The sequence below is a fragment of the Bradyrhizobium sp. 1 genome (genome assembly GCF_023073315.1).
Lineage (GTDB): Bacteria > Pseudomonadota > Alphaproteobacteria > Rhizobiales > Xanthobacteraceae > Bradyrhizobium.
In genome coordinates, this window is record NZ_JADPJH010000033.1 from 897,804 (window position 1) to 924,732 (window position 26,929).

26 protein-coding genes are annotated in these 26,929 nt (G+C 64.0%); 11 read left to right on the forward strand and 15 right to left on the reverse strand.

Going from position 1 to position 26,929, the window contains the following annotated elements; translation table 11 throughout:
* Positions 1-20: 20 nt before the first annotated feature.
* Genes IVB29_RS29350 through purC form a run of 4 tightly spaced genes read right to left on the reverse strand, consistent with a single transcriptional unit; the run spans position 21 to position 2,709 of the window.
* Positions 21-992, reverse strand: a complete 972-nt coding sequence (locus IVB29_RS29350; protein ID WP_247506864.1) for a tripartite tricarboxylate transporter substrate binding protein BugD — start codon at positions 990-992, stop codon at positions 21-23.
* Positions 989-1,690, reverse strand: coding sequence for a phosphoribosylformylglycinamidine synthase subunit PurQ (gene purQ, locus IVB29_RS29355; RefSeq protein WP_247506865.1), 702 nt, complete (start codon positions 1,688-1,690; stop codon positions 989-991). The genes IVB29_RS29350 and purQ overlap by 4 nt, the downstream gene beginning before the upstream one ends.
* On the reverse strand, positions 1,690-1,929 hold the full coding sequence (purS, locus tag IVB29_RS29360) for a phosphoribosylformylglycinamidine synthase subunit PurS (protein ID WP_015685059.1): 240 nt from the start codon (positions 1,927-1,929) through the stop codon (positions 1,690-1,692). Before purS ends, purQ begins: the two co-directional genes overlap by 1 nt.
* 12 nt (positions 1,930-1,941) lie before the next feature.
* Entirely contained in the window at positions 1,942-2,709 is a 768-nt protein-coding gene (purC, locus tag IVB29_RS29365) for a phosphoribosylaminoimidazolesuccinocarboxamide synthase (RefSeq protein WP_173015815.1), read from the reverse strand.
* A 341-nt stretch (positions 2,710-3,050) separates the two neighbouring features.
* Here purC and IVB29_RS29370 point away from each other — a divergent pair, with 341 nt between their 5' ends.
* Both IVB29_RS29370 and purB read left to right on the forward strand, forming a co-directional pair.
* A complete protein-coding gene (locus IVB29_RS29370; protein ID WP_247506866.1) occupies positions 3,051-3,374 on the forward strand; it encodes a DUF1476 domain-containing protein in 324 nt (107 codons plus the stop codon).
* An 81-nt stretch (positions 3,375-3,455) separates the two neighbouring features.
* A complete protein-coding gene (gene purB / locus IVB29_RS29375) occupies positions 3,456-4,895 on the forward strand; it encodes an adenylosuccinate lyase (RefSeq protein WP_247506867.1) in 1,440 nt (479 codons plus the stop codon).
* 61 nt (positions 4,896-4,956) lie between these two features.
* On the opposite strand, the gene cynS is transcribed toward purB, so the two are convergent.
* From cynS to IVB29_RS29395, 4 genes are all read right to left on the reverse strand, one after another.
* Positions 4,957-5,439, reverse strand: coding sequence for a cyanase (gene cynS / locus IVB29_RS29380; protein ID WP_247506868.1), 483 nt, complete (start codon positions 5,437-5,439; stop codon positions 4,957-4,959).
* Positions 5,440-5,453: 14 nt separating this feature from the next.
* Positions 5,454-6,377: an ABC transporter ATP-binding protein gene (locus tag IVB29_RS29385; RefSeq protein ID WP_247506869.1), complete on the reverse strand. Its 924-nt coding sequence runs from the start codon at positions 6,375-6,377 to the stop codon at positions 5,454-5,456.
* 199 nt (positions 6,378-6,576) lie between these two features.
* Positions 6,577-7,419: a nitrate ABC transporter permease gene (gene ntrB / locus IVB29_RS29390; RefSeq protein WP_247506870.1), complete on the reverse strand. Its 843-nt coding sequence runs from the start codon at positions 7,417-7,419 to the stop codon at positions 6,577-6,579.
* Positions 7,420-7,560: 141 nt separating this feature from the next.
* Positions 7,561-8,940 carry a CmpA/NrtA family ABC transporter substrate-binding protein gene (locus IVB29_RS29395; protein ID WP_247506871.1) on the reverse strand — a complete coding sequence of 460 codons (1,380 nt, stop codon included), beginning with the start codon at positions 8,938-8,940 and terminating at the stop codon, positions 7,561-7,563.
* A 159-nt stretch (positions 8,941-9,099) separates the two neighbouring features.
* Between IVB29_RS29395 and IVB29_RS29400 the strand changes: the two genes are divergently transcribed.
* Together IVB29_RS29400 and IVB29_RS29405 are read left to right on the forward strand one after the other, a co-directional pair.
* Positions 9,100-11,010 (forward strand): sigma 54-interacting transcriptional regulator, encoded by a 1,911-nt coding sequence (locus IVB29_RS29400; RefSeq protein ID WP_247506872.1) that lies wholly within the window; start codon positions 9,100-9,102, stop codon positions 11,008-11,010.
* A 127-nt stretch (positions 11,011-11,137) separates the two neighbouring features.
* Complete coding sequence (locus tag IVB29_RS29405; protein ID WP_247506873.1) at positions 11,138-12,133, forward strand: DMP19 family protein; 996 nt, start codon at positions 11,138-11,140, stop codon at positions 12,131-12,133.
* A 65-nt stretch (positions 12,134-12,198) separates the two neighbouring features.
* Here the strand turns inward: IVB29_RS29405 and IVB29_RS29410 are convergent, their stop codons facing one another.
* The 3 genes from IVB29_RS29410 to IVB29_RS29420 form a co-directional block, all read right to left on the reverse strand.
* A complete protein-coding gene (locus IVB29_RS29410) occupies positions 12,199-13,077 on the reverse strand; it encodes a sulfurtransferase (RefSeq protein WP_247506874.1) in 879 nt (292 codons plus the stop codon).
* A gap of 71 nt (positions 13,078-13,148) precedes the next feature.
* On the reverse strand, positions 13,149-14,261 hold the full coding sequence (locus tag IVB29_RS29415; protein ID WP_247506875.1) for an acyl-CoA dehydrogenase family protein: 1,113 nt from the start codon (positions 14,259-14,261) through the stop codon (positions 13,149-13,151).
* A 32-nt stretch (positions 14,262-14,293) separates the two neighbouring features.
* A complete protein-coding gene (locus IVB29_RS29420) occupies positions 14,294-14,836 on the reverse strand; it encodes an OsmC family protein (RefSeq protein WP_247506876.1) in 543 nt (180 codons plus the stop codon).
* Positions 14,837-15,082: 246 nt separating this feature from the next.
* Here IVB29_RS29420 and IVB29_RS29425 point away from each other — a divergent pair, with 246 nt between their 5' ends.
* On the forward strand, positions 15,083-15,733 hold the full coding sequence (locus IVB29_RS29425; RefSeq protein WP_247506877.1) for a TetR/AcrR family transcriptional regulator: 651 nt from the start codon (positions 15,083-15,085) through the stop codon (positions 15,731-15,733).
* A gap of 114 nt (positions 15,734-15,847) precedes the next feature.
* Here IVB29_RS29425 and IVB29_RS29430 read toward each other — a convergent pair whose 3' ends face one another.
* On the reverse strand, positions 15,848-17,413 hold the full coding sequence (locus IVB29_RS29430) for an alpha/beta fold hydrolase (protein WP_247506878.1): 1,566 nt from the start codon (positions 17,411-17,413) through the stop codon (positions 15,848-15,850).
* Between the two features lie 147 nt (positions 17,414-17,560).
* Here IVB29_RS29430 and mddA point away from each other — a divergent pair, with 147 nt between their 5' ends.
* Genes mddA through IVB29_RS29450 form a run of 4 tightly spaced genes read left to right on the forward strand, consistent with a single transcriptional unit; the run spans position 17,561 to position 20,735 of the window.
* Entirely contained in the window at positions 17,561-18,331 is a 771-nt protein-coding gene (gene mddA, locus IVB29_RS29435; RefSeq protein ID WP_247506879.1) for a methanethiol S-methyltransferase, read from the forward strand.
* Positions 18,328-18,981 (forward strand): helix-turn-helix transcriptional regulator, encoded by a 654-nt coding sequence (locus tag IVB29_RS29440; RefSeq protein ID WP_247506880.1) that lies wholly within the window; start codon positions 18,328-18,330, stop codon positions 18,979-18,981. Before mddA ends, IVB29_RS29440 begins: the two co-directional genes overlap by 4 nt.
* Positions 18,978-19,955, forward strand: coding sequence for an NADPH:quinone oxidoreductase family protein (locus IVB29_RS29445; protein ID WP_247506881.1), 978 nt, complete (start codon positions 18,978-18,980; stop codon positions 19,953-19,955). The genes IVB29_RS29440 and IVB29_RS29445 overlap by 4 nt, the downstream gene beginning before the upstream one ends.
* A 27-nt stretch (positions 19,956-19,982) precedes the next feature.
* The gene (locus IVB29_RS29450) at positions 19,983-20,735 is read left to right on the forward strand and encodes a hypothetical protein (RefSeq protein WP_247506882.1); all 753 of its coding nucleotides are present in this window, start codon (positions 19,983-19,985) and stop codon (positions 20,733-20,735) included.
* Between the two features lie 123 nt (positions 20,736-20,858).
* Here IVB29_RS29450 and IVB29_RS29455 read toward each other — a convergent pair whose 3' ends face one another.
* Together IVB29_RS29455 and IVB29_RS29460 are read right to left on the reverse strand one after the other, a co-directional pair.
* Entirely contained in the window at positions 20,859-22,211 is a 1,353-nt protein-coding gene (locus IVB29_RS29455) for a tetratricopeptide repeat protein (RefSeq protein WP_247506883.1), read from the reverse strand.
* Positions 22,212-22,318: 107 nt separating this feature from the next.
* The gene (locus tag IVB29_RS29460) at positions 22,319-23,518 is read right to left on the reverse strand and encodes a TrmJ/YjtD family RNA methyltransferase (protein ID WP_247506884.1); all 1,200 of its coding nucleotides are present in this window, start codon (positions 23,516-23,518) and stop codon (positions 22,319-22,321) included.
* A 338-nt stretch (positions 23,519-23,856) separates the two neighbouring features.
* Here IVB29_RS29460 and IVB29_RS29465 point away from each other — a divergent pair, with 338 nt between their 5' ends.
* Together IVB29_RS29465 and IVB29_RS29470 are read left to right on the forward strand one after the other, a co-directional pair.
* Positions 23,857-25,071 carry an NADP-dependent isocitrate dehydrogenase gene (locus IVB29_RS29465; RefSeq protein WP_247506885.1) on the forward strand — a complete coding sequence of 405 codons (1,215 nt, stop codon included), beginning with the start codon at positions 23,857-23,859 and terminating at the stop codon, positions 25,069-25,071.
* A gap of 125 nt (positions 25,072-25,196) precedes the next feature.
* Positions 25,197-25,697 (forward strand): DUF3455 domain-containing protein, encoded by a 501-nt coding sequence (locus tag IVB29_RS29470; protein WP_247506886.1) that lies wholly within the window; start codon positions 25,197-25,199, stop codon positions 25,695-25,697.
* Positions 25,698-25,701: 4 nt separating this feature from the next.
* Here the strand turns inward: IVB29_RS29470 and IVB29_RS29475 are convergent, their stop codons facing one another.
* Positions 25,702-26,928 (reverse strand): cyclic nucleotide-gated ion channel, encoded by a 1,227-nt coding sequence (locus IVB29_RS29475; protein ID WP_247506887.1) that lies wholly within the window; start codon positions 26,926-26,928, stop codon positions 25,702-25,704.
* Position 26,929: the final 1 nt, after the last annotated feature.

Consider the following 26,929-nt stretch of genomic DNA (forward strand, 5'->3'; position numbering starts at 1 on the left):
ACCGTAGCCGAAAACGGCTATTACTTGGCGTCGTCCGCCAGCATTTTCCGGTACTTCTCGACGTCGCGCGCCACCAGCTGCTGAAGCAGCTCCGGCGTATGCTCGCTGTCATCGGGCGCAACGGTCGAGAGCTCGCCAAAACGCTTCTTCACCGCGTCGGTCTCGACCGCGGTACGCGCCGCCGCGTTCAGTTTGGCGATGATCGCTGGCGGCGTGCCCTTGGGCGCGAACAGGCCGTTCCAGCCTTGCGCCTCGAACTCGGGCAGACCCGCTTCAGCCGACGTCGCCAGATCGGGCAGCGTCGCAAGCCGCACGGTCGAGCCGACCACGAGCCCCCGCACCAGCTTCTCGTTGACCGACTGCGAGACGGAAGCCGCGGCATCGCAGACGCCGTCGATCTGTCCGCCGATCGCATCGGTGAGCGCGGGCGCAGCGCCGCGATAGCCCACCAGCGTCGCATCGATCCCGGCAGCGGTGACGAAGCTCTTGCAGATCAAATAATTCGACGAGCCGACGCCGGCATGGCCGAGATTGATCTTGCCCGGATTGGCCTTGGCATAGGCGATGAACTCCTTGAGGTCCTTCGCCGGAAAATCCTTGCGGATCGCGATGATGCCGAACGTCTTCGCCACCATCGCGATCGGCACGAAGGAGTCCGGCGTGAACGGCAGCTTTGGGTAGATCGTGTAGGTCGCAGCATTGGTGCCGGCATTGCCGATCGCGATGGTGTAGCCATCAGGCTCGGCGCGGGACGCGCGTGCCAGCGCGGTCGAACCGCCGGCGCCCGCAACGTTCTCGATCACGATGGTCTGGCCGAGCGCAATGCCCATCTGCTCGGCGACCGTGCGCGCGATCACGTCCGAGGTGCCGCCAGCCGCGAACGGCACGATCATGGTCACAGGACGCTTTGGGAAATCCTGCGCGGACGAGGCCGTTGCAAACGCAACGACGGCGATGGCGGCCGACAGCCGCTTCAGCACGAACGAGATCACGCGGCCTTTTCCAGATGCGCAGTGAGACCGGCGAACAGGCCGCGGCCGTCGGTGCAGCCCATGATGTCTTCGACGTGGTTTTCCGGATGCGGCATCATGCCGAGCACGTTGCCCTTGTCGTTGACGAGGCCCGCGATGGAATGCGCGGCACCATTGATGTTGTGGCTCTCGTCGACCGCGCCGTCGGCCGAGCAGTAGCGATACAGCACCCGCCCCTCGCCCTCGATGCGCTTGATGGTCTCTTCATCCGCCTCGTAATTGCCTTCGCCATGCGCGACGGGCACGCGGATCACCTGGCCGGCATTGTAGCCGCGGGTGAACGGAGTGTCGGAGCGCTCGACGCGCAGATGCACGTCCTTGCAGATGAACTTCAGCCGCGCGTTGCGCATCAGGACGCCCGGCAGCAAGCCGGACTCGCAGAGGATCTGAAACCCGTTGCAGACGCCGAGCACGAGGCCACCCTGGGCCGCATAGTCGCGCACCGCATCCATCACCGGCGCACGCGCGGCGATTGCGCCACAGCGCAGATAGTCGCCATAGGAGAAGCCGCCGGGCACGACGACCAAGTCGGTGCCGGCAGGCAGTGAGGTCTCGGCGTGCCAGATCATCGCGGGCTCGTGGCCCGAGATGAGTTTCAGCGCGCGAGCCATGTCGCGTTCGCGGTTGATCCCGGGAAATACGAGGATCGCGGCCTTCATCAGAGCAGTTCCACCCGATAGTTCTCGATCACGGTGTTCGCCAAGAGCTTGTCGGCGGCGTCCTTCAACGCCGCCTCCGCCTTGGCCTTGTCCGCGCCGGCGAGCTCGATGTCGAACACCTTGCCCTGGCGGACGCTGGCGACGCCGTCGACGCCGAGCGACTTCAGCGCGCCTTCGATGGCCTTGCCCTGCGGATCGAGGATGCCGGTCTTCAGGGTAACGGTGACACGTGCCTTCACGTCAAGATCCTCTTAGCTCTTCACCAGCACCGGGCCGGAGCCCTGCGGACGCTCGTTCTCCATGAGGATGCCGAGGCGCTTGGCGACTTCGGTATAGGCCTCGAGCAGGCCGCCGAGGTCGCGGCGGAAACGATCCTTGTCGAGCTTCTCGTTCGACTTGATGTCCCACAGACGGCAGCTGTCCGGCGAGATCTCGTCGGCGACGATGATCCGCATCATCTCGTTCTCGAACAGCCGGCCGCACTCCATCTTGAAGTCGACGAGGCGGATGCCGATGCCGAGGAAGAGGCCGGTCAGGAAGTCGTTGACACGGATGGCGAGCGCCATGATGTCGTCGATCTCCTGCGGCGTGGCCCAGCCGAACGCGGTGATGTGCTCTTCCGACACCATGGGGTCGTTGAGCTGGTCGTTCTTGTAGTAGAATTCGATGATCGAACGGGGCAGCTGCGTGCCCTCCTCGATGCCGAGACGCTGCGACAGCGAGCCGGCGGCGACGTTCCGCACCACCACTTCCAGCGGCACGATCTCGACCTCGCGAATCAACTGCTCGCGCATGTTGAGGCGGCGGATGAAATGGGTCGGCACCCCGATGTCGTTGAGGTGCTGAAACAGGTACTCCGAGATCCGGTTGTTGAGGACACCCTTGCCCTCGATCACCTGATGCTTCTTCGCATTGAACGCGGTCGCGTCATCCTTGAAGTGCTGGATCAGGGTACCGGGCTCGGGACCTTCATACAGAACCTTTGCCTTGCCTTCATAAATGCGACGTCGACGGCTCATGGGGATGTACCGTGTTTTGTTGAAATCCATGTATTTGGTGTGCTCCGGTTGACTAGAACGACGACACACAGCGGAGCTGCCGTGAACGGCCCTGCACCCGCCTGGAACCCAAGGAAAGACCAAGGAAACAGAACAGGAACCGAGCCTCAGGCAACCTATCTGATTGGCCGTCCCAGTACAATCGATCCGGCTCATCCGATGCCAACTTATACCGCCTTGCCTGCGGCTTAACGGCTCGTTGTTTTGCCGATTCGTGCCCCCTATCTAGGCATGCGCCGGGGCCCTCGCAACGAGGCCGCCAAAGGGCGATCAGGTCCAGCCAGCAGGGAATTGGAAGCCGCATGAGCACGTTCGACAAGCGCCAGGAAGGCTTTGAGAAGAAGTTCGCCCTCGACGAGGAGCAGAAATTCAAGGCGGAAGCCCGCCGCAACCGGCTGCTCGGGCTGTGGGCAGCCGAAAAGCTCGGAATTACCGGCGAAGCCGCCGCGGCCTATGCCAAGGAGGTCGTCGCTGCCGATTTCGAGGAAGCCGGCGATGCCGACGTCCTGCGCAAGGTCATGGGTGATTTCGCAGCCAAGAACGTGGCAATCACCGAGCAGGCGATTCGCGCCAAGATGAGCGAATTGATAGCGGTCGCGGCTGCCGAGGTGAAGGCGGGGAAATAGGCGGCGGGAGCGGCGAATGCGCGGTACCCCCGTTCGCCGCTCGCTCCATAACGGCTTGCAGCGAGGCCCGGGCAGTGCCAAATGAGCGGCATGTCCCAGGATCACATTTCAAACGTTCTCGCCGAACGCTATGCCTCACCCGCCATGCGCGCCATCTGGAGCGGCGAAGGCAAGGTTCGCCTCGAACGCGACTACTGGATCGCCGTGCTGAAGGGTCAGCGCGATCTCGGCATTCCGGTGCCGGATGGCGTGATCGAAAGTTACGAGCGCGTGAAGGACCAGGTTAACCTTGAGTCCATCATGCGCCGCGAGCGCGTCACCCGCCACGACGTCAAGGCGCGCATCGAGGAGTTCTGCGAACTCGCCGGTCACGAGCACCTGCACAAGGGCATGACCAGCCGCGATCTCACCGAGAACGTGGAACAGCTCCAAGTCTACCGTGGCCTCCAACTCATCGAGACCAAGAGCATCGCTGCGCTGATCCGTTTTGCCAAGCATGCAAAACAGTTGCGCGACATGCCGTTCACCGCGCGCACACACAACGTGGCCGCGCAGGTCACGACGCTCGGCAAGCGCATCGCCATGTTCGGTGAGGAGATGCTGCTGGCGCATCAGAGTCTGGTCAATGTGCTCGACACCTATCCTGCGCGCGGCCTGAAGGGCGCGGTCGGGACACGGCTCGACCAGATCACCCTGTTCAATGGCGATGCCGGCAAGGCCCGCGCGCTCGAGCAGCGCATCCTCGTCCATCTCGGCTTGCCGAAGAGTTTTGATGCCGTCGGCCAGGTGTATCCGCGCAGCCTCGACTTCCGCGCCGTCAGCGTGCTCGTCGATCTCGCCAGCGGTCCGGGCAGCTTCGCCAAGACGTTGCGCCTGATGGCCGGCTACGAACTCGCCAGCGAAGGTTTTGCCAAGGGCCAGGTCGGCTCATCCGCGATGCCGCACAAGATGAACAGCCGCTCCTGCGAGCGTATCAACGGCCTGCATGTGGTGCTGAAGGGCTACCTTGCCATGGGCGCAGGCCTCGCCGGCGATCAGTGGAACGAAGGCGACGTCTCCTGCTCCGTGGTCCGCCGCGTCATGCTGCCCGATACCTTCCTCGCCATGGATGGCCTGCTCGAGACCCTGCTCTCCGTGCTCGACCAGATGGAAATTTTCGACGCCGTCGTTGCGACCGAGCTCAACCGTTATCTGCCCTTCCTGCTGACCACCACGGTCATGATGGAAGCGGTGAAGAAGGGCGCCGGCCGCGAAGGTGCACACGAGGCGATCAAGGAACACGCGGTCGCGGCCATTCGCGACCTGCGCACCGGCAAGATCGCGCAGAACGACCTGCTTCAGCGTCTCGCCGCCGATCAGCGCCTCGGCCTGAGCGCGGCCGAATTGCAGAGCGTGCTCGATCACGGCCGCGCCAATTCCGGCGACGCCGGCGCGCAGGTCGATCACTTCGCCGAGCAGGTCGATGCGTTGGCCAAGGCGAAGCCTGAAGCGGCGGGCTACACGCCGGGCGCAATTCTTTAGCGAATGGTGAGTGGCGAATAGCGAATGGGAAAAAACCATTCGCCACTCGCCATTCGCCCCCTCACCCCTCCTTGAATCCGTACTCCGGCACGTTGCCGCTGGCGCCGTAATATTTATACGGCAGGAACTTGCCGGACATGGTGATCTTGACGCGGTCGCCCTTCGGATTGGGCAGGCGCTCCATCACCATGTCGAAGTCGATCGCCGACATGATGCCGTCGCCGTACTCCTCCTCGATCAGCGCCTTCCACGCCGGGCCGTTGACCATGACCAGCTCGTAGAAGCGATAGATCAGGGGATCGGTCGGCGGCATCGGCATGCCACGCATCGGCGTCTCGTTCAACATCGCCGTCTCGGACTTGGAGAGACCAAACAGCTCGGCTGCATTGGCCGCTTGCGGCTTCGTCAGCTTCATCTGGCCGAGGATCGCGCCTGTTATCAGCACTTCCGAATAGCCGCCGATCTGCTCGCAGATGTATTTCCAGGTCCAGCCCTTCTCGCGCTTGATGTCGAGCAGTTTTTCGGTGAGGTCTTCGCGTTTCATGTCAGGTCTCCCTTTCAGGCGGTTAGTCCAGGATTGGTCCCGGGTGTCCAAGTCTGTCGTGGCTCGTCGCCGTTTGATGCGATCGTCAGTCCGGGCTTGGCGATGTGAACCACAGGCACATTGCGCGGATCGTGATCGGGCGTCTCGGCCGTAAAGGTCTTGCTGCGCGTCACCAGGAAATCGATGATGTGGTTACGCAGCGCATAGTAGAGCGGATGGCGGTGCAGGTCGGTGCGGCCGCGATCCCTGGGCAGCGGATTTTCGACGACCTCCGCCAGCACCGCACCGGGTCCGTTGGTCATCAGAAAGATCTTGTCGGCGAGATAAATCGCCTCGTCCACGTCGTGGGTGATCATGAACGCGGTCTGCCCGGTCTCCAGGCAGATCCGCCGCACCTCGTCCTGCAGCGTGCCGCGCGTCAACGCGTCCAGCGCCGAGAACGGCTCGTCCATCAGCATCATCTTCGGCGTGATCGACAGCGCGCGTGCGATGCCGACGCGCTGCTTCATGCCGCCGGACAGTTCTGATGGCCGCTTGTGTTCCGAACCCGTCAGGCCGACGAGATCAATGAAAGTCTGCGCATGCGCCTTGACCCTGGCGCGATCCCACTTCCGCCATTTCGAGCTCACGGCGTAAGCGACGTTGCCGAGCACGGTGCGCCACGGCAGCAGCGCATGGCTCTGGAAGATCACGGCGCGGTCGAGGCTCGTGCCCGAGATCGCCTGCCCGTCGACGATGACGACGCCCTCACTCGGCGCATCGAGGCCGGCGAGGATGTTGAGCACCGTGGTCTTGCCGCAGCCGGAATGGCCGATCACGCAGCAAAACTCGCCGCGGGCCATCGAGAGCCAGAGATTCTCGAACACGGTGGTCGTGGCACCGCTCGCGCCGGGATAACGTTTCGCGATGCCTTCGATGGAGATGAATTTGTTGGTCACCGACGGCTCCGCAAACGTGCTGCGCCCGCTCGCCCCGCTTGCGGGGAGAGCGTTGGGGTGAGGGGGACTCTCCCCGGTGACGGTGAGAGTTGGACTCGCGGAGAGTCCCCCTCACCCGATCGCTTCGCGATCGACCTCTCCCCGCAAGCGGGGCGAGGTGAACATGCGGCGGCGCTCGTGGACATCATCAGCACCGCCCCTATTCCGGAAACGTGACCATGCGCGTGAAGCGCGCGAGGATCTGGTCGAGCAGCATGCCGACGACCCCGATCAGCAGGATCGCGATGATGACGTTGGTGATCGAGAGGTTGTTCCACTCGTTCCAGACGAAGTAGCCGATGCCGGTGCCGCCGACGAGCATCTCGGCCGCGACGATCACGAGCCAGGCGATGCCGATGGAGATGCGCATGCCGGTCAAAATCGTCGGCGCCGCTGCGGGAAGGATCACGGTGAAGGCGCGCCTGAGCGTGCCGACTTCCAGCGTGCGCGCGACATTGATCCATTCCTTGCGCACGCTCGCCACGCCGAAGACGGTGTTGAGCAGCATCGGCCAGATCGAGCAAATGAAGATGACGAAGATCGCGGAAATCGAAGAGTCCTTGATGGTGTAGAGCGCGAGCGGCATCCAGGCGAGCGGCGAGATCGGCTTCAAGACCTGGATGAAGGGATCGAGTGCCTTGCTCAGCAGCGGCGACATGCCGATCAGGAAGCCGAGCGGAATCGCGACCAGCACTGCGAGCAGATAGCCCATGCCGACGCGCGCGATGGAATAACCGAGCTGGATGCCGAGCCCCTTGTCGTTCGGCCCGTTGTCGTAGAACGGCCGCCTCAAATGCTCCCAGAGCTTTGCACCGACATCGAGCGGGCCCGGCATCGCGGATTTGCCCTGCGTGGCGGTGAGGCCCATCAGCTTGGCGTATTCCGGGCTCATCGTCGCAACGGTGCCGGTCGAACGCGTTGCGAGATGCCAGACGCCGAGGAAGGCGGCGAGCAGCGCGATCGAGACGAGGCCGGCGCGGAGGCGGAGGGAGCTGGTCGTCATCTCACACTCCGCCGTGTCCCGGGCGCGGCGCAGCACGAAGTGATGCGACGCAGAACCGGGACCCATGCGGCGACATGGGTCCCGCATCTGCGGCGCACCGCTGCGCGCTGCGCCGCGTGCGGGACACGAGAGCCGAAATCATCACGACGCCTTCCTGATCTTGAAGCTCGCGACATAGTCCTCCGGCTTCGCCGGATCGAAAGTCTTGCCCATCACCGCGAACGACTTGTACGCGCTCGCGGGCGGCGACAGGCCCATCTCGGTCATCAGCTTCCTGGTGTCGGTCGCTAGATACACCTGCTCGGCAACGGCTTTGTAGTCGACGTCGCCCTTGATCTGGCCCCAGCGCTTCATTTGCGTCAGCATCCACACCGCAAAGGACTGCCAGGGGAACGGATCGAAATCGACGCGCTTGGCATCGGTCTTCACACCACCGAGGCCATCGGCATAGGTGCCGGTCAAGACCTGCTCCAGCACGGTGACGGGCGCGTTGATGTAGTTGGCCGGCGCGATGGCTTCCGCGATCTGCTTGCGGTTCTCCGCTTTCGAGGCATAGGCGGTGGCATCGACGATCGCGCGCGTCAGCGCCGCAAAGCTGTTCGGCGCCGTCGTGATGAACTCGCGGCTCGCGGCGAAGCTGCAGCAGGGATGGCCATCCCAGATCTCCTTGGACAACAGGTGCATGAAGCCGACGCCGTCGTAGATCGCGCGCTGGCAAATGTTGTCGGGCGCAAGGAAGCCGTCGATGTTGTCGGCGCGGAGGTTAGCGACCATCTCCGGCGGCGGCACCGAGCGCAGCTGCACATCGGTATCGGGGTCGATGCCGTGCTCGGCGAGATAATAGCGCAGCAGGTAATTGTGCATGGAATAGTCGAAGGGAATCGCGAACTTCATCCCCTTCCAGTCCTTCGGGTCGCGCTTGTCCTTGTGCTTGGTCGCGAGCACGATGCCCTGCCCGTTGATGTTCTCGATCGCGGGCACGGCGAAGGGAATGGCGTTGGCACCGAGACCGAGCGAGATCGCGAGCGGCATCGGCGCCAGCATGTGCGCGGCGTCGTATTCCTTGTTGATGGTCTTGTCGCGGATCACGGCCCAGCCGGCAGTCTTGACCACGTCGACGTTGAGGCCGTGCTTGGAATAGAAGCCGAGGGGAGCAGCCATGATGATCGGCGTCGCGCAGGTGATCGGGATGAAGCCGACCTTGAGGTCCTTCTTCTCGGGCGTGCCGGTCTGCGCAAAAACTTCGGTCGCGGTCTGAAGCGGGAAAAACTGCGACAGTGCGGCAAGCGCCGTGGACGCCCCGACCGATTTCAGAAAAGCGCGCCGCGCTACGTCCTGCGGAAACATCGCGCGCATCACGGCGGAGGCGACGACGCCCTCGTAACGCTTCTCTTCGCTCTCGATGGGATCACAGCGCAGCGCCGTCGCCTGCTCGTGCTCCACTGCTGATTGATGCTGGCCGCAGGCACAGCCGGCTCGAAGGTTGCGATCGGGATCGAACGGATTGTCGAAAATGGACATCGGACCTCCAGCGCGTCATTGCGAGAAGGATTACGCAAGGAGCGTGCCACCCCTTTTGGGCGAGCCAGTGCCTTGATGGCGCAGCGCTTTCGCTCACACTTGGTCACTACGAAAACTCGTGATATACGAAAATTCGTAATCGAATAACGAGATTTCGTAATGGCAACGACGCCAGCGCTCGCCCACGACGACCCCGCCGATCCGCGGGTCGCGGCGTTCGAATCCTCGGTCGAGGCAACGCTGCTGGTCGATCCCTATGGCGACCAGATCATTGACGCCAATCCCGCCGCCTGCACCCTGCTCGGCTACGACCGCGCCCTGCTGCGGCAGACCAGGGCGAGCACGCTGCACGCCGGTGAGTTCGCGGCTCTCACCGTCTTCACCCAGGCCGTGCTGCACAAGGGCGCCTACTGGACCACGGCGCTCAATCCCCGCCATGCCACTGGGCAAAATCTCCGGCTGGAATATGCGGGCTGCGTGCTGCCCCATGACGGGCGCACGCTGGTGCAGCTCACCCTCACCGATCTCGAAGCGCGCCGCCGCCGCAATGTCGATGCCGCCGCCGAAGACCATATGCGCAGCGGCATCTCGACCTGGCAGCGCGTCGAGCGCGTGTTCCAGGACATCGAGCGCGAGAACCAGCTGATCCTGCGCGCCGCCGGCGAAGGCATCTATGGCGTCAACGCCGAGGGCAAGACCACGTTCGTGAACCCCGCGGCCGAGCGCATGCTGGGCTGGACCGCCGAGGAACTGGTCGGCAAGGAAATCCATCCCATCATGCATCACACCCATCATGATGGCCGGCACTATCACAACCACGATTGCCCGATCTATGCGGCGTTCCGCGACGGCGCCGTGCACCAGGTCGATGGCGAGGTGTTTTGGCGCAAGGACGGCTCGCCGGCCTGGGTCGAGTACACCTCGACCCCGATCCGCGACCGCGGCGTGGTGGTCGGTGCCGTCGTGGTGTTTCGCGACGTCAGCCAGCGACGCGAGGCCGACGAGAAGCTGCACGCCGCGCTCACCGAGGTCGACCGCCTGCGCGAACGCCTCGAGCTGGAAAACGCTTACCTCCAGGAAGAAATCCGCATCGAGACCAATCCGCGCGGCATCATCGGCGGAAGCGACGCGGTCCAGCAGACGCTGCGCCAGGTCAAACTGGTGGCGCCGACCAGCGCGGCGGTGATGATCACCGGCGAATCCGGCACCGGCAAGGAGCTGATCGCGCGCGCCATCCACGAGGATTCAACCCGCAGCGACCGGCCGCTGATCCGCGTCAACTGCGCCGCGATCCCGCGCGAATTGTTCGAGAGCGAGTTCTTCGGCCATGTCCGCGGCGCTTTCACCGGCGCCACGCGCGACCGCATCGGCCGGTTCGAGCTTGCCGATGGCGGCACGCTATTCCTCGACGAGGTCGGCGAGATCCCGCTCGAATTGCAAGGCAAGCTGCTGCGCGTCTTGCAGGAGGGCAATTTCGAGCGCGTCGGCCAGGAGCGCACCCGCACCGTGGATGTCCGCGTCATCGCCGCGACCAATCGCGATCTCAAGCAGGAGGTGCAGCGCGGCCGTTTTCGCGAGGACCTCTATTTTCGCCTCAACGTGTTTCCTATCGAGACCGTGCCCCTGCGCGAACGGCGCGAGGACATCCCCCTGCTCGCCCAGCATTTTTTGACGCGCGAGAGCAAGGCGCTGAAATCGAATTTGCGCCTGTCGGAAGGCGATGCGCGGCGGCTGACGCGTTACGATTGGCCCGGCAACGTCCGCGAACTGCAGAACGTGATCGAGCGCGCCGCGATCCTGTCGCAGAACGGCCGCCTGCGCATCGATCTGCCCGATCCCTCCGGCGCGCAGCCCGCAACCGCCGCCGCGCGCCAGAAGGCGGACGCACGGCCGGTTGTCATGACCTCATCGGAGATGCGCGACCACGAGCGCGCCAACATTCTCGCGGCGTTGGAGGCCTGCGCCGGAAAAGTGTTCGGTCCCGGTGGCGCGGCCGAACTGCTCGATATCAGGCCGACCACACTGGCCTCACGGATCAAGGCGCTCGGAATTGCGCGAGCGAACAACTAGCGACGCACCGCAGGGCGCCACCACTTCAAATTGCCTTGACGGCCCCTGCACGCTCATAGGATCATGAGCAGGAACGCGGAATGCCGAAGCCAAGAAACTGCGATATGCACCCCTCGCCGATTGTCTCATGCCATCATTGATTGAAGACGTTATTCTGCCGGCCGAACGCGGCAGCGGGATCGCCTACCGTATGCGCCAAATGGGCGTCGATGCGCGCGCCGCCGAATCCATGGCCGTCCAGGAAAAGATCGACGAGGTAACCAGCTTTGCCCATGGTCTCTGGGAGCGGTACGTCCTCGACGACGAGATGCCGCCGAAGGTCATCAACGTCTCGCGCGTCAACTATCTCGTCGGACAGGTCCTGAACGGCGGCTTCATCCAATTTGTCCTGAACTCCCAATGGCACAAAGGCTTCATCGCGGACGTCAGGTCCGGTCTTACGGCGGTCGGCGCGAGCGAACATCTTGCGGTCTTCGAGGGCGCCGCGCGCGTGATCGACGACGCCTACATTACAGGTGGCGGCTTTATCGACAACGACAAGCTGGATGCGACGCTCGACCAGCTCGAGAGCGAGTATTTCAGCAATGCCAGGCTGAGCCGCCGCATGAGGCAGAGCGTGGACGACAGCTGGACGTGGGGTGACCGCTGGGAATGCGCTCAAATGCTCAGCGCCCGTTACATCGCCGGATGGAAAAATGTGCGGCGCGTGGCTGCGGAGCACTACGAGGCCGAGCTCGACAAGCTCGCGTCTGCCGTCCCCGATCGCGCGGCGCGCCGTCGGGCGCGTGAGGACACCCGCCCCTGGGAAAAGAAGGCCATCGACCGCTTGGTTGCCGAGGCGTTTTACAGCGACATCTGGTACACCGCTTTCGATACCCGGCATCATGACGGCAAGACGGTGTGGTGCTGGAGTTTCACCGTCGGGAAGACGCCGGGCCAGGGTCACCACCAGGCCATCTTCGTCGACGGCGAGGCGATCATGTTCGAGGGGCGGACCAACAAGATCGTCGCACGGAGGCCCGCACCGGAGTGCGCCCCGGGAAGCGCTGTCGCCAGCAACGCACCCGACCTGGAGCCTGGAACGGAAGGCAAGAATATTTCTCTTCTCATCGCCAACCCCTGAGAGACGACCTTTGCCCGCGGGCCCGTCGGGGTCTGACCTTGGGATCAGACCCCGACGCGCGTCACTCACGCCGCCTTGGTGGTGACTTCCGTTGCAATCGGCAGACCCTGCTCGATCGGCAGCGACGGGTCGCGCGACCATTCGTTCCAGGAGCCGAAGTACATCCGCACGTCCTTCACGCCGGCGTTCTTGAGCGCGAGAAACGTGTTCGAGGCGCGCGCGCCCTTGAAGCAGTAGAGATAGACCGGCGTCGTCGTCGAGATGCCGACGGTGGCGCATTCCGCCAGAATCTCGTCCTTGGATTTGAAGCGCGGGCCCTCAGAGGTCGGCTTCATCATGCGATACCATTCCAGCCAGACGGCACCGGGGATGCGGCCCTTGCGGGGGCAGAAGTCCTTGCCGTACGGCGACGAGCTGTCGCCGATCCACTCGTCGACATCGCGCACGTCGAGGATCGCGATGCCGGGCTTACCGACGGCGCCCAGCATTGTCTTGGCGTCGATCAGGATCTCGCCCGCTTCAGGCACGATTCCGAACGAGGCCTTTGCCGGTGCCGGCACGGCCTTCGTCACCGGAAAGCCCGCGCCCGACCACGCGTCAAAACCGCCATGCAGCACCTTGATCTTGGGATAGCCAAGCATGGTGAGGAGGTAATAGCCGCGGCAGGACTGGCCGAAGCCCGAATTCATCGACTGTTCGTAGATCACGGCCGTTTCCTTGCCGGAGAGACCGGCGCCGCCGAACGCGTCGGCGAACTTGGTCTTCAACTCAGCCATGCCTTCCGGCGTCGAGGTCGCAAGGAACGTAAAAATCTCATGCACGTTGACGGCATTCGGCAGGTGGCCGGCGGCGTAGGCGTCGGGATTGCGGGTGTCGATGACGACACACGGTTCGCTCTTCAAGAGATCGGCGAGTTCGACGGCAGTGATCAGGACGTCAGTCATGGCAGCCTCTCCGTTGAGGTTGGGGGTACACAGGGTCGCGTCTTCGTCGTCTTGGGGTGGACTCGGTAAACTCAGGAATCGGCGAGCATCTTGCGCAGCTGCTTGGTGGCCGGCGTGACGATCGCGACGAAATAGGCCTCGCGCAGGCGCCGCTGCGCGCGGTGGCTCTTGAGATAGCCGCGCGCGCCACAATGCAGCATCGCCGCATGCGCCGCCGCGACACTGGCTTCGCCGGCGCGAAGCCTGAGCGCGATCACCTTGCGCCAGTAGGTCTCCTCCTCGTTGTAGGGATCGCGCGCCAGCACCATCGTCTCGGTCTCGAGCTCGGCGGCAAGATCGCGGAAATGCACCGGCTGCTGCGGCAGATAGCGGTTGATATGGCCGAGGGGGTTATCGACCTCGTCCATGATGTTGATGCAGTCGCGGATGACGCCGAGCGCCATGCCGGCCTGGAGCAGGATGAAGCCGGCGCGGATCTTCTTGATGAAGGGTCCGGCGGGATCGGCGAGGATCAGCTCGTCCGGCACGAAGACGTCGCGGAACTGCACGCCGTATGTGCCGGTGCCGTCCATCGCGAGGAACGGCTTGCACGGCGTCAGCGTGATTGAAGGGTCCGAGCAGTCGGCCAGGAACATGACAGTGCCCTGGTCGTCTTCGCGCTCAAAAATGGTGCCGAAATAATGGCCGGGCCCGAGATTGGAGACCCAGGGCAGCGCGCCGCGCACCATGTAGCCGCCCTCGACCTTGCGTCCTTTCAGCTTCAATTTCTCGATGCCGAAAAAGCTTTTCATGGGATTGGAGAGCCCGGTGCCGCCGAGCACGCGTCCGGTCGAGAAGGCATCGCCGAAGCGCTTTGCCAGTTTCATATTGGTCGAGTTCGCGGCGTACCAGACCAGCGTGTTCTGGCACCACGCCATGAAGGCCGAGGCGCCGCAGACCTCGCCGATCGCCGCCATCGCCTCGATGGCGCAACGCAGATCCGCGGGTCCTTCGTGCGGCACGTGACTGCCCCAAGCTCCGACCGCGCCGAACGCGCGCAGCACCTCGGCCGGATAGACCGATCCCTCATCGATGCCGGCGGCGAGCGGCGCGAGCTGCTCCTTCGCAATCCGCGCCACCTCGCCGGCAATGGACGGTGCGGGCTGATCCAAAATGTCGGCCCGTGATAAAGCCAGTGAACCCATGATCGTCTCCCGCACCTTGTCCTGTTGATCCGCTAGATGCCGACCTCGAGATTGACCGGGCGGGTAAACGTATTGGCGACCGGCGACCATTGCTTCACATGGGCGACCAGCGCGTTGATCTCGTCCTGCGAGATGCCCTCGCATTCCATGTCGACCTTGACGCGCACATCCGTAAATCCAACGGGCTTGTCGGAGACATCGCCGGTGCCCCAGACCGCGGTGATATTGAGGTCGCCTTCGAGCTCGAGCTCGAGCTTGTTGACGATCCAGCCGCGATGCACGGCATTGGCGTGCAGACCGACCGCAAGGCACGAGCCGAGCGCGGCGAGCGAGGCTTCCGACGGATTTGGCGCGGTGTCGTCGCCCAGAAGGCCCGGCGGCTCGTCGACGATGTAGGGCTGCAAATTGCGGATGTAGTTGGCGTGGCGGAATTTTCCTTCCGCGACCGTCTTGCATTTCAAGGTCTTGATGACCTTCGGATTGGCCTTGCCGTTGGCGATCAGTTGCTCGAGGCCATTCTTGTCGATGGGTGCGAGGCAACCCGTCAGCACTGTCTTTTGAACGACGGCAGTCATCATTTTCTCCCTGGCAGCCGTGGAATCCGGCAGGATACCGAACGGTCTGTTTCCTTGCATGGAGCGTGCCAGACCATACGAAAAACAAAAGGCGAGGCATTGGAGCCGCTTAGCCGGCGCTGCCTGCGGATTGATCAGCCGCCGCTTGCTCAAAGGCGATGCAGACGCGTTGTCCCCTGCGAATCTTTTCAGCGCGGAACAGATGCGGCTTGCTGATGCGGCGCGGCTGCGGGTAAGTTCGTCACCATGACAAAGACGTCGAAGAAAAAATCCAACTCGCCCCACGCCAGCGCAGGCGAAGACGAGTCCGCGCGCGGGCGCCTGCTCAGCGCGGCGACGCATCTGTTCTGCAAGAACGGAATCAACGCCACCGGCATCGATGCGATCATCGCGGAAGCCGGCACTGCGAAGACCACGCTCTATAAATTGTTCGGCTCCAAGACCAATCTCGTCAACGCGGTGCTGGAGAGCGAGGGCAAGCAGTGGCGCGAATGGTTCATCGGCGCCATGGAAGCAGGCGGGGGCGACGCGCAAGCCAAACTGACGCGCATCTTCCCCGCGCTGAAGAGCTGGTTTGCGGAAGAGCGCTTCTACGGCTGCCCGTTCATCAACGCGGTCGGCGAGCACGACAAGGACGCCAAGCAGTTTCGCAACATTGCGCTGAAGCACAAGAAGATCGTGCTCGGCCACATCGAGAAGCTCGCGGGCGAGCTCGGCTCGAGCGAGCCGGTCGTGCTCGCACACCAGCTCGGGCTGTTGATCGACGGCGCCATCGTCGCGGCGATGATCTCGCGCGACCCGGGCGTAGCGGATACGGCGGCGCTGACCGCAGGCCCCCTGCTCGGCCAATCGAAGCCGAAGAAGAAGCGCGCGGCGGATCAGCTAGAGGCGGTGTGAGCGCGGCTTTCGTATGGTGGGCAAAGGCGCAAAGCGCCGTGCCCACCACTTGTGTCTTGGAACGCTTGAAGATGGTGGGCACGCTTCGCTTTGCCCACCCTACGAGACCTGCGCCTAGCGGCTCGATCGCGCCTCCCTCGCCAAAGCCTCCATAAATCCCCTGATCGCCTCCAGCACCGGCTGCTGATCGCCCGCGAAGAACCAATGATCATGGCCGTCGAGCTCGACGAATTCCGCGCCCGCGATCCGGCTCGCGATATCGCGGCCAGCCGCGATGCGCACGGCCTTGTCGTCCCGTCGGTGCATCACCAATGTCGGCACGGCAATCTTCGGCAGAAGGTGCCGCACATCGGCATCGCGAAACGCCTCCAACACCGCCGAGATGCCGCCGGGACTGGACGCGGCGCGCAACAGCCCCGCCCACCACGCGCGCGCCTGCGGATCATTGGCGAGGCTTGGCGCAAAAGCTTCGATCCCGACCGGGCCGCCCCATTGCGCGATGAGATGCTTGCTCCACGCATCATACTGGCTGGCGCGCAGCGCGTGCGGGTAGTCCTCTGACCAGCAGCCCTTGGCTAGCGCGCCGAACAGAATGAGCCCGGCCACGCGGCGCGGTTCATCAACCGCGAACTTGATGCAGGCCGGCCCGCATTCGGATGCGCCAAACAGCACGACGCGCCGCGAGTCCACCGCGCGCAGCACGGTGCCGATATCCTCCGCGGTGACGTCGATGCCTGGAGCCGATCCGACGCGGTCCGACAGGCCGATGCCGCGGCGATCGAAAACGACCAGACGTCCGAGCTTCATCAACGACGCCAGAAACGTCCGGCTCGCGGGATGCTCCCAGCCGCGTTCCACATGGGAGACGAAGCCGGGCATTACCAGAATATCGAGCGGCCCGCTTCCGTAGGTCTGATAGGCCAGGTGCACGCCGGCGCCCTTGACGTAGCGCGTCGCCGGGATGGTATCGCGCGGTGTCGCCGCGGGATTCATCAGCGCTTCAGTCTCGGCTTCCGGCGCAACGCCGAGCTCGTCGCGCAGCCGCTGTGTGAGCGCTGCGTGATGCCGCTCCGCCGCGCTGCGGTCGCCGGCGAGCAGGAGGCTGCGAATCAGATGCCGGACGTAGACCTCGCTGAGCGGATCGAGCTCGACCAGACGCCCCGCAGGCGTGGTCGCGGCAAAATGATCGCCGGCGGCGTTCCTGTCCTGTACGAGACGCTCCAGCGCGTGCATCAGCCGCCCCCGCAGCGCCTCGCGGCGAAAGAACGCCCAATCATCGAATTCGGAAGAATCCTCCGGAGAGAACCCTGCAAGGAAGTCGCCCCGATAGACCCGGCAGGCCTCATCAAAGTCGCCGCGATCGCAGGCGCTCTCGAACAGATGCGTGTCGAGCTTCAGCTCGACCGCCGGTGACCATCGCAAGCTGGTGCGGTCCGTCTCGAAGACCGGTTGGCCAAGCGCAAGCTCAACGCGATGAAGCAGCCGCCGCAATCGCGCGAGGCCGGTCTCGCGGTCAGTCTCGGGCCACAGCAGCGTGGCCATGACGTCGCGCGCGACGGCGCCTCTGGCCTCCGCGAGGTAGACCAGCAGCGCAAGACCCTTGCGCAGGTTCAATCTGATCGGGCGGCCATCAGCGTGGACCTCGGGGAACCCGAACGTCTGTAGCGAGAGAGCCGTCATAAGGATCCTCTTCTCCCGGCGGGCGTCCCCGGGGGACGCGCAGGGGACGGTCCGGCGGGTACGGTCGGCCCAGATCGAGCCCGCTCGCCGGCGAGCGGCTCAGGCTCTGCATGCGGCACCGCCGTATCAGGCACAACAGGAAAATCCATGGTCACGCGCCTCGCAATCCTGCTCTACGCCATCGTGAGCTATGGCGTCTTCACCGCTTCATTCCTTTATGCGCTCGGTTTCGTCGGCAATTATGTCGTGCCGAAGTCGATCGACACCGGCCCCCCTTCGAATGTGAGCGAGGCCATCGCCGTCAACCTGCTGCTGATGAGCCTGTTTGCAATCCAGCACAGCGTCATGGCACGCGCATCCTTCAAACGATGGTTGGCCCAATTCATCCCTGCCGCCTGCGAGCGCAGCACCTATGTGCTGCTCTCCAGCCTGATCCTGCTGCTGCTGTTCTGGCAATGGCGTCCGATCCCCTCCCCGGTCTGGCAGGTCCACGGCATTGCGGCCGGGTTGCTGATCGGCGTCCATTGGCTCGGCTGGTCGATCGCCTTTGCCTCGACCCACATGATCGATCATTTCGATCTGTTTGGCCTGCGCCAGGCTTTCGTCGCGCTCCGCGGCACCGAAATGCCCAGTCAATCCTTCAAGACGCCGCTGCTTTACAAGATCGTGCGGCATCCGCTGATGCTCGGCTTCCTGATCGCGTTCTGGGCCACGCCCGAGATGACCGCCGGCCATTTGCTGTTCGCGCTCGCGAACACGGCCTACATCCTGGTCGCGCTCCAGTTCGAAGAGCGAGATCTGATCGCCGCGTTCGGCGCGACCTATCAGGACTATCGCCGCCGCGTCCCCATGCTGCTGCCGCGCCTTTTCACACGCCGCCAGGCGGACGAGCGCCGGCCTGCCGGATCGTCCCGGTGAACGCGCTGCTCCCTCTCCCAATGTCGGTGGAAGCCGCGACATTCGCCGCGACCCTCGATGGGCTCGACGTTGGTCTCTATCTCGTAGCCTCTGACGCGCGCCTCGTTCACGCCAATACCGCCGGGCAAGCCATTCTCGATGCGTGCAACGTCCTGCTTGAAATCCGCGGGCACCTGATGGCCTGCGATCCCTCGGTCAGCCAGACATTGCGGCAGGTTTTCGCGGCCAGCCGACACGGCGACCCGGCCCTTCGCGCCGGCGGAGGCGCCATCCCGATGATCGGGTTGGACGGGCAGCGCTACGTCGCCCATGCCCTGCCGCTGGTCTCAGGGCGGCGTCGGGGAGCGGGCGCCGCCTACAGCGCCGTAGCCGCATTGTTCGTCCGCAAGGCGACGCTGACGATACCGCCTCATTCGGAAGCGCTCCGCAACACATTCAAGCTGACGCCGACCGAACTGCGCGTCCTGCTCGCAATCGTTGAGCTCGGCAACATTCCCGAAGTGGCTGCTGCACTTGGTGTTGCCGGGAGCACGGTCAGGACGCATGTCCGCCATCTGTTCGAAAAGACCGGCGCCTCGCGACAGGCCGATTTCGTCAAGCTCGTCGCGGGATATGCGACACCGCTGAGAGACATTGGAGGATCACGATGAAAGCAATTCTGTGCCGTTCCTTCACTGGGCCGGACGATCTCCGCGTCGGAGAGATCGACGACCCGAAGCCCGCCGCCGACGAGATTCTCATCGACGTCCATGCGGCGTCCGTCAGCTTCATGGACCAGTTGATGGTCTCCGGCCTCTACCAGATGCGGCCGCCGACGCCGTTCGTGCCCGGCACGGAAGCATCCGGCGTGGTCGTCGAGGTCGGCGAGAAGGTCACGACATTCGCGCCTGGCGATCGCGTGGCCTGCAGCGCCTGGACCGGCGGTTACGGCGAACGGATGATCGCCAAGGAATCGAAGAGCGTCCATCTGCCTGACGGCGTTGCGTTCGAAGCGGCCGCGACGGTGCTGCACAATTACGGCACGGCCTGGTATGCGCTGGTCGAACGGGCAAGGGCGCAACGCGGCGAAACCCTCTTCGTCACGGGCGCGGCCGGCGGGGTCGGCCTCGCCGCCGTCGATCTCGGCAGCCATCTCGGCCTGCGCGTCATTGCCGGAATCGGCTCCGACGACAAAGCCGCCCTGGTGCGCAGTTACGGCGCCAGCGAAATCGTCAACTATCGCAGCGAAGATCTGCGCGACCGCATCAAGTCGATCACTGGCGGGAACGGCATCGATGTCGGCTTCGACAATGTCGGCGGCGCGATCTTCGAGCAAATGGCCCGGCTGATGGCATGGGGCGGACGGTTGATGCCGATCGGTTTCACCGGCGGCGAGATTCCGTCGATCCCGATGAACCTGCCGCTTCTCAAGAACTATTCGATCCTCGGTGTCTTCACTGGCGCCTGGGCGGAGAAATATCCTGCCGAAGCCGCGCGCATGAACGACGCGCTGATGCAATTGCTGGCCAGTGAAAAAATCCGCCCGCATATCGACCGCGTCCTCCCTTTGGAGGAGGCAGGCGAAGCCATGCGCGCCGTGGCCAATCGCACGGTTCAGGGACGAATTGTGCTCAGGATCAGATAAGGTGCGTCAACGACGAAGAGAGAACCGATGACTGAGATCATCATCGACAAACGCTATTGCGGTCCTCCGAACTCCGGGAATGGCGGCTATGTCTGCGGCCGGCTGGCCCGTCACATTCCCGGGGCTGCGGAGGTGACACTGCGCGCGCCGCCTCCTCTGGACACGCCGCTCGATACGATCGCGGCGGACAGCGGCACATGGGAGCTTCGCGATGGCGCCAAGGTCGTCGCGACAGGGCGCGCGACAAGCATCGAGCTTGCGCGCGTGGAGACAGCGAGCTTCAAGGAAGCCTGCGCCGCCGAATTGCTGACGCCGGTGAAGCCGCACGAGCATCCCCTGCCGACATGTTTCGTCTGCGGTCCCGCAAGGGCCAAAGGAGACGGCCTGCGCATTTTCGCCGGACCGCTCGGCCGTCATTCGCAGAACGCCGTTCTCGCGGCGAGCTGGACGCCGGATTCGAATCTCGCCGCCGAGGACGGCCTGGTCGCTCCCGAATTTCTCTGGTCGGCGCTCGATTGTCCCACCGGCTATGCCTGCAACTACAATCAAGAGAGCGATAGCTTCGATCAGGCGCCGCTCCTGCTCGGCCGCATGTCAGCCCGGATCGAGTCCCGCCCGCGCCCCGGCGACCGCTGCATCATCACGGCGTGGCCCACCGGCCGCGACGGCCGCAAGCGCACGGCCGAAGCCGCGGCACACGATGAAGGCGGGAGGCTGCTGGCGGTGGCGAAGGCGACATGGATTGCTGTCGAGCGCGACGTGCAGCTCGGGCGCGGATGACGGTCTCCTAAGGGTGGGCAAAGGCGCACAGCGCCGTGCCCACCCTTTCGTCTCGCCTTCACCTCTGGGGTGGTGGGCACACCTCACTTTGCCCAAGCTACGAGGCGATGCGCGGTTGTCTAGTCAGGGATTGACGTCTAACGCCTTGAGCTCGGCTGCGGCCGCCTGTCCTTCCACGAAGGTCGGCGGGCAATCGGCAAGCGCGAGACCAAAAAGCCGCCGCGCCTCCTCCTTCACGCCACGCTGCAAAGCGAGTTCGGCGGTGAAGAAATTCGCTTCGCACATCTGGCCCTTCTTCTTGATCGGGTCGGGATCGTCGGCAGCGCGCAGCAACTCGTCGACTGTCATCGTCCCCAACATGAGCCGCATGACTGGAGCAGGCCATTTGGTCATATCGAGCTTGGCGGTCGCCTCTGACAACGTAGCCGGGGTATTGCTCCGCCAGGCTGCGATTTCACGCCAAATCGCAGCATAAGGCTCCTTGGGATCGAGTTCTCGTGAACGATCGAGGTCGGCGATCGCCTGCCCGATCGAGCCGGCCTGAAGGTGTGCCGTGGCACATATACGATATTGGCCGGCCGCCTTCGGAGCGCGCTCGATCGCGAGATCGCATGCCGTGACGGCGCGCTGCGGATTCCCCATCGCCAGATAGGTCAAGGTGCGGCAAAGATACGCATTGGGATCCTTGGGACCGAACGCGACAGCGCGGTCGCAGTCATCCATGGCGCGCGCAAGCTCATGCTTTGCCCTATAAGCGCCTGCACGATAAACGTACGCAGGTGGGTACCCCGGATCGAGCGCGAGCGCTCCTTCGTAGTCGGAGATTGCACCATCGAGATTGCCCTTTTTGCTTTGGGCAACACCACGCGCCAGATAGGCCGCCCTGTGCAATGGATCAAATTGAGCGGACGGGCCAGGATCGGAGGGCGCCAGATCGCCGCCATGATAGTAAGCTCTCGCCTCGCCGGCAGCGAGCGCCGGCTCAAGCTTCAATTCAATTGCTCTCGTATAATCGGCAATAGAAAGGTCCAAATCGCCCTTTTTGCAGTAGGACACCCCGCGATTGTAGTAAGCTCGCTGATCTTTTGGGTTTAGACCGATGACTTCGCCGTAGTCGGCAATGGCACGCTCAAGCTCTCCCAGTTGATGGTATGAGTATGCGCGACTGTAGTAGGCGTAGACGTTTCGAGGATAGAGCTTGATCAGCTCACTGTAGTCGGCGACTGCGAGTTCGAACGCGCCCTTCTTGTTGTAGGCGCCGGCACGATTGAACCGGGCGCGGATCACACCCCGCTCGCCAAATTTTCCGGATTCGAGCACGGAGGTGCAGGCCGCAATCCGTTCGTCGACCGGAATCTCCGGGATCGCGGTGCATTTCCAATCTGTGGTGGGCTCTGCAACGGCGGCCGGGACGAGTCGAAGAGCGACCAAACAAATCACCGCGCAAGCAAACGCGCGGCTTACCATTCCAATCATGCGGCCCCCGGATGAATCTGCCGGGACGTTATAGCAACCGCAAATCCGGCTGCACAGCCGTCGGTTGTGACAATTTCGCCAATCTGGATATCCAGCCGCCTACGAGTTCACTTCGACTCCGCGATCATCCCCTGCAGCCGCACCAGCTCCGCCTCCAGATCCCGCTCCACGTCCGCCGCGCGCATCTCGATCACCCGATAATCCCGTGCCTCGAGCCATGACCGTCGGCCCGCGCGATCCGCCGCGATGGTCTCGCCCTCGCCCGGGTTGACCAGCTCGATCGCGATCCGGTGCGGGAACGAGACGAAATCCGGAATGTGCCGCCCCACGGGGGTCTGGCGCTTGAACCCTCCTGCGAAACGGCGATCACGCGTCAGCGCCTGCCACATCAGGCGCTCGGCATCGGTCGGGTTGCGGCGGAGGAGGCGCGCGAGGCCGCGCACGGTCGAGCCGCTGTCGGGCACCCCGCCGCCCTGCCCGTGCTCGGCGAGTAACGCGCGCAGGCGGGTGGCCTGCTCACCGTCGAGCACGCCGCCCTTCGCCGGGCCCTTGCGCCCTTCCGCGATCGCCATCACCACTCCGTGCAGGGTGTGCATGTCCTGCTTGGTCGGCTCCATCCGGCTGAAAATGTTGCGCAGGTTGACCAGCATGGTGGCGCGCTTCTCGGCCGGGCGCAAAAATTCGACCCGGTCGAGCTCGCGGATGAGGTTGTCGAAAAAGGCCTGGATCTGGTGCTGCGAGGCGCGCTCGGAACGCTCCGGCATGGCGTGCGGCAGCTCGCCCGAGGTTGCGCGCTTGAACCATTCGTAGCCGACCAGCAGCACGGCCTGGGCGAGGTTGAGCGAGGCAAAGCCCGGATTGACCGGGAAGGTGATGATGCGGTTGGAGAGCCCGACCTCCTCGTTGGTCAGGCCCCAGCGTTCACGGCCGAATAGGATGCCGCACCTGCCGCCGGCCGCGACGTGCCCCGCGATCTCACTGGCTGCGGCTTCCGGCCCGACCACGGGCTTGGCCTGGTCATGAGGGCGCGCAGTGGTGGCGAATAGCAGGTCGATATCGGCGACCGCCTGCTCGACCGTGTCGAACAATTCGACCTTTTCCAGAATGTGGTCGGCGCCGGCCGCGGCCCGCTGTGCCGCGATGTTGGGCCAGCCGTCGCGGGGATTGACGATGCGCAAGGCGCCAAGCGCAAAATTACCCATGGCGCGCGCGCACATGCCGATGTTTTCGCCAAGCTGCGGCTCGACCAGGATCACGATGGGACCGTCCAGGGAAAGGCCCGCCTTGGTCTTGTCAGTCCCCGACATCTGGTTTCGCTTTCACGCTGGTTCTCAAGGCCTTGCAGAGGCCGTCTTAGGAATTGATTCAAGCCGGCCGCCAGCCGGCTCGGCCCCGTTCGCCTGTCGTTTGCCTGTCCTGACGAAATTCTCAAGGGAAATAACGGGTTGGATTCGACTTTTGAATCTCGCCCGAAACTTCAGCCCCGCCCCGGCGGCGAGACGCCACCCGGCCCCTCATCTGTGGAAGCTGGATGAGCTAAAAGTGCATAATCACTTGGCTTTCGCCCGCCGCGGTCAGGTGCTATGACGCCGCTTATATTCCCGTTTGCGCCCCCGGGCGCCGTTCCCAAGAGGCTTCTCCGATCATGGCAAAAATCAAGGTATCCAATCCCGTCGTCGAACTCGATGGCGACGAGATGACCCGGATCATCTGGCAGTACATCAAGGACAAGCTGATCACCCCCTACCTCGATGTCGAGCTGCTCTATTTCGACCTGGGCATGGAATACCGCGACCAGACCAACGATCAGGTCACGATCGACGCCGCCGAAGCCATCAAGAAGGTCGGCGTCGGCGTCAAGTGCGCCACCATCACTCCGGACGAGGCCCGGGTGAAGGAGTTCAACCTCAAGCAGATGTGGAAGTCGCCGAACGGCACCATCCGCAACATCCTCGGCGGCTGCATCTTCCGCGAGCCGATCATCTGCAAGAACGTGCCCCGCCTGGTTCCCGGCTGGACCAAGCCGATCATCATCGGCCGCCACGCCTATGGCGACCAGTACCGCGCCACCGACATCAAGTTCCCCGGCAAGGGCACGCTGACGATGAAGTTCGTCGGCGAGGACGGCACCGTGATCGAGAAGGAAGTGTTCAAGACGCCCGGCGCCGGCGTCGCCATGCAGATGTACAATCTCGACGATTCCATCATCGACTTCGCGCGCGCCTCGCTGAACTACGGCCTGCTGCGCAACTACCCGGTCTATCTCTCGACCAAGAACACCATTCTCAAGGTCTATGACGGCCGCTTCAAGGACATCTTCCAGGACGTCTACGAGCGCGAGTTCAAGAAGGAATTCGACGCCAAGGGCCTGACCTACGAGCACCGCCTGATCGACGACATGGTGGCTTCGGCTCTGAAATGGTCCGGCGGCTATGTCTGGGCCTGCAAGAACTACGACGGCGACGTGCAGTCCGACACCGTCGCGCAGGGCTACGGCTCGCTCGGCCTGATGACCTCGGTGCTGCTCACGCCCGACGGCAAGACCGTGGAAGCCGAAGCCGCCCACGGCACCGTGACCCGCCACTACCGCGAGCACCAGAAGGGCAAGGAGACCTCGACCAACTCGATCGCGTCGATCTTCGCCTGGACCCGCGGCCTGTCGCACCGCGCCAAGCTCGACAACAATGCCGAGCTCGCCAAGTTCGCGAACACCCTGGAGAAGGTCTGCGTCGACACCGTCGAGGAAGGCTACATGACCAAGGACCTCGCGCTTCTGGTCGGCGCCGACCAGCGCTGGCTCTCGACCACCGGCTTCCTCGACAAGGTCTCGGAGAACCTCACGAAAGCGTTGGCGGCGTAACGCTACAGGCGTAACGCTACCGGCGTAAGCCGTCCGCAATTTCGCCCGGTTGGGCCAGACATCATCACGGGCCGCGCCTCCAGCGCGGTCCGTTCTTTTTTTGAGACCATTTTGCGGAGACCACCATGTTCATCAAGCTTGCTGCCCCCGCCCTGCTGCTCGCAGCCCTGATCGGACCGGCCACCGCCGCGGAGACCCTCCCCGAGGCCATCGCCGCACCCGGCGAGACCGTCGTCCTCAGCGTCCACGCCGAGGGCGCGCAGGTCTATGAGTGCAAGGCGGCTGCCGACGGCAAGCTCGCATGGAGCTTCCGCGAGCCGATCGCGACGCTTCTTTCCGAGGGCAAGACCATCGGCCGCCACTATGCCGGCCCGAGCTGGGAGCTCGCCGACAGCAGCGTGGTGGTCGGCAAGGCCATCGGCAATGCGCCGGGCGCGACGGCTGCCGATATCGCCTGGTTGAAGCTCGAGGTCGCCTCCCGCCGCGGCAGCGGTATCCTGACGCCTGTCACCACCGTCCAGCGCATCAACACCCATGGCGGCAAGCTCGACGGTTCTTGCGACAAGGCCGGCGAGTTCAAAAGCGCGCCCTACTCAGCCGAATATGTTTTCCTGAAGAAGGGCTGACCGCTCAGCGGTCGGTACCCTCTTTCTCCGCCTGTGCCAGCTCTGCCGCCGCAAGGTCGCCCGTCTCCTCCAGCCGCGCTTTCGCGGTCTCGTGGACGTGGGCGGCCAGCGTCGGCATGCGTTCGATCAAAGCGTGAAAATCCTGGGCGTCGAGCAGCAACAGCCGGGTCTTGCGCATCGCCGTCACCGTGCCGCTGCGTTTTGTTTTATGCAGCAGCGCGATCTCGCCGAAGAAGGTGCCGTCGGTGAGCCGCACCTGCTGGCTCGGCAGCGCGATCTCGACTTCGCCGGCGGTGATGAAATACATCGACGAGGCCGCATCGCCACGACGAACCAGGATCTCGCCTTGCTCGATGGTGCGCGCGCGCAAGAGCCGCATGATGTCGGCGATCTCGGCGGCCGTGAGATGCGAGAACAGCGGCACCCGCGCCAGCATGCCCCAGGTCACCACGAAGTCGCGCCGCCTCACCTCTTCCGCGAACGCCGTGGAGATGATCGCGACCGGCAGTGCGATCATGGCAAAGCCCGAGATGATCGCGAACACCGAGACGAACTTGCCGAGCGGCGTCACCGGTACCACGTCGCCATAGCCGACGGTGCCGAGCGTCACGATCGCCCACCACATCGCATCCGGAATGGTGCCGAGCTTGCTCGGCTGCACGTCGCGCTCGATGGCGTAGAGCAGCGAGGCAAACGTAAGAACCACGCCAAACAGGATGACGATGCAGCCGATCAGCGCCCGCCGCTCGGCATGCACGGCGGCGAGCAACGAGCGCATCGCCGGCGAGTAACGTATCAGCTTGAAGAACGGCAGCACGCCGAGCGCCGCGAGCGTCGCATGCCGGCCCGTGGCAAGCACGATCGCGGCGGGCAAAAACGCCAGGAGGTCGATGATGCCGAGCGCGGAGAAGGCATAACCGAGCCGGTCGGCGAGCGCCGTGCCCTTGCGCGGCGTGTGTCCCGCGACCGTCCACAGACGCGCGGCATATTCCAGCGCGAACACGATCACGGACAGGATGGTAATCGCGGCGAACAGCGTGCCGAACTGCGCATCCAGCTCCGGCACAGAAGCCAAAATCATCGCGGCGACGTTGAGCACGATGACGCCGATGATCAGCTGGATGAAGCGCGATCCGACCGAATAGGCCAGCGGATCGTGCTCCAGCAATTCGTAGAGGCGATCCCTCAGATCGGGATCGGCTGAGCCACGCCCTCGCGGAACGAGGCCCACG